Below are 2,911 nucleotides of genomic sequence, written 5' to 3' on the forward strand. Positions count from 1 at the left end.
CAAGTAAGGGTCTTGCCTGGCTTCTTGTACCCGCTGGAGTCGCCGCCGTGTGAATAATTTGCTAAAAATCAACAATGACATTTAACATAGCCTAAATAAAAAAACCATTCATCCCCAATTAGGGACGAATGGTATATCCGCGGTGCCACCCTAAGTGCCATAAAAGGCCACTCAACTCCCAGTATCATACAACTGGGTACCTTTTTAACGTCAGGTCCACGCTAAAGAATACTAAGAATCGTCCGTTCTTCTTTAGGGCTCGAAAGGCCATTCCATTTGGACGGTAGTTTGTTTCCACCAACCACAAACTCTCTGAAGTACCGCTCCCAAATGTACTCTTCTTTCTCATCGCCTATCACAAATATCGATTTGTGCAACTAATTATATGACATGTAAAAAAGTGAATCAAGTGGGAACGATTAATTATAGTAAAAATAAAGTGCTCCGATCATGACAAAAAGAATCAAAATCCCTGTTAATAAAAAAGGAAGGTAATTAACCGTCACCAGTTCTGATAGTTTTCTCATCTCTTCTACTTCTTCTTTTGATAAAGTTCTCCCGTTAACGCTAAATACACGGCGAAAACCATATACGGTTAAGTCGAGAAATCCGCTACTCATTAAAAAGATCGATAAAGCAATAAAGAAGAATAATCCACCGATTAGAAACGAAACATTGATATAGTCAATTAATGGAATAGAATTTGTACGAATGAGTACTAAAAGAATAATAACAATTTGTGAGATAGAGAACATGGTTGCTACCTTCTTCCACACTATGGTTAACCCTCCTAAATAATCATACAAGAAATGATATTTTTTTAGTAGAAAATATGATAACATAATGTATAAATAATAAATTTATTGTATAAATATTATAATCATGCAAACTTATTCTTCCTTCAAATTAATTAAGAATAATTATACTGATAACACAATTATATGGTATTTGTATCCTCATAATTTTAACAGAAAATACTCTAACATCCAATTATATCATGTGTTTGTCGCGTTTAGTGATAAAATTTTGTTTCATTTGTGTTAATTTTTTTAATAAAAAATAATGTACAAATTCTAAAAAATATGTATAATAGTCAATGTAGCGATTTTTCAGAAAAATAAAAAAGGGAGGTCTACTAGTGAGAAACTCTAAGTTTTTATTGTTCTTGAGTTTCACCCTTGTTCTAAGCATGTTTTTAGCAGCATGCTCTGGCGGTAGCAACCAAACCGATCAAGGACAAGGTAATGAACCTCAAGATGAACCAAAAGAAGATGTGAAACAAGTTCTTAACTTAATTGAAAGCGCTGAAATTCCAACTATGGACAGCGTAAAAGGTACAGACGCTGTTGCCTTCAACGTCATGAACAACGTATTTGAAGGTCTTTACCGTCTTGGACAAGACAATGAACCTGTCTTGGGTGTTGCGGCTGAAGAGCCACAAGTGAGCGAAGACGGTACAGTGTATACGTTCAAAATCCGCGACGATGCGAAATGGTCTGACGGATCTAACGTAACTGCTCACGACTTCGTATTCGCATGGCGCCGTGCGGTGGACCCTAATGTTGGTTCTGAGTACGGTCCATACATGATGAATGGTGTTATTAAAAACGCTGATAAAGTATCTGCTGGTGAATTACCTTTAGAAGAACTTGGCGTTAAAGCACTTGATGACAAAACGCTAGAAGTTACGCTTGAGCGTCCAGTTCCTTACTTCAAATCTCTAATGACATTCCCAACATTCTATCCACAAAAAGAAGAATTCGTTACTGAGAAAGGCGACCAATACGCTTCTAACAGCGATAACTTACTATATAACGGTCCATTCGTATTAACTGACTGGAACGGAACAGGTCTTTCTTGGAAAATGGTGAAAAACGAACAATATTGGGACAAAGACACAGTTAAACTTGAAGAAATTAACGTAAACGTTGTTAAAGAAACAAGTACGGCTGTTAACCTTTATGAAACTGGTGAAATCGACCGTGTAGGATTAAGCGGTGAATTTGCACTGCAATATAAAGGTCATGAAGAATACCAAACGTACTTAGAGCCAGTAATTTTCTGGTTTAAATTTAACCAAAAGAACGAAGCTCTTGCGAACGTAAACATTCGTAAAGCGATTTCTATGGCAATTGACCGTCAAGCGATGGTTGACAACATTTTAGCAAACGGATCTGTGGTAGCAAACTACGCTGTACCAAAAGATTTCGTATTCCATAACGGTAAAGACTTCCGTGATGGAAACGGCGACTTACTTGCTTATGACCCTGAAAAAGCCAAAGAATACTGGCAAAAAGGTTTAGAAGAGCTTGGTAAAACTGAACTTGAGTTAGAAATTCTTGGTGGCGACACTGAGCTATCTAAGAAAATGGACGAATTCTTCAAAGACCAACTGGAAAAAACACTTCCAGGTCTTACAATTAAGCTAAAAGAAGTTCCATTCAAAATTCGTCTTGACCTAGATACGAAAGAAGAGTATGACATCCAAGTGGCTGGTTGGGGTCCTGACTATCAAGATCCAATGACATTCTCCGACCTTTGGGTAACTGACGGTGGAAATAACCATATGAATTACTCTAACCCTAAATACGATGAGTTAATTGAAGCAGCGAAGACAACGCTTGCAACGGATTTAGATGCACGTTGGGAAGCTCTTCAAGAAGCTGAGCGCATCCTTATGGAAGACGCAGCCATCGGTCCTCTTTACCAACGTGGTGTAGCGGTACTTCAAAAACCATATGTTAAAGGATTGGTTGTACACCCATTCGGAGCTGACTTTAGCTACAAGTGGGCATACATCGAGAAATAATATAAGCTTTATGGGGATGAAAAGAGAGTATATTCCGATATACTCTCTTTTTCCCTGTAAGGAAATTGTCGAATATTGAAGAATTTTGGCTCTATACTAAAT

At 37.5% G+C, this 2,911-nt stretch carries 2 protein-coding genes and 1 other annotated feature; of the genes, one reads left to right on the forward strand and one right to left on the reverse strand.

What is annotated here, in order from left to right:
- Positions 1–117: 117 nt before the first annotated feature.
- Positions 118–358, reverse strand: a binding site (T-box leader).
- A 61-nt stretch (positions 359–419) separates the two neighbouring features.
- Positions 420–776 carry a DUF3899 domain-containing protein gene (locus tag ABES52_RS16745; protein ID WP_429652456.1) on the reverse strand — a complete coding sequence of 119 codons (357 nt, stop codon included), beginning with the start codon at positions 774–776 and terminating at the stop codon, positions 420–422.
- 362 nt (positions 777–1,138) lie between these two features.
- Here ABES52_RS16745 and ABES52_RS16750 point away from each other — a divergent pair, with 362 nt between their 5' ends.
- Positions 1,139–2,809 carry a peptide ABC transporter substrate-binding protein gene (locus tag ABES52_RS16750; protein WP_429652457.1) on the forward strand — a complete coding sequence of 557 codons (1,671 nt, stop codon included), beginning with the start codon at positions 1,139–1,141 and terminating at the stop codon, positions 2,807–2,809.
- The last annotated feature ends 102 nt before the right edge of the window (positions 2,810–2,911 follow it).

This window comes from Aeribacillus pallidus, from assembly GCF_050478865.1.
Lineage (GTDB): Bacteria > Bacillota > Bacilli > Bacillales > JACDOC01 > JACDOC01.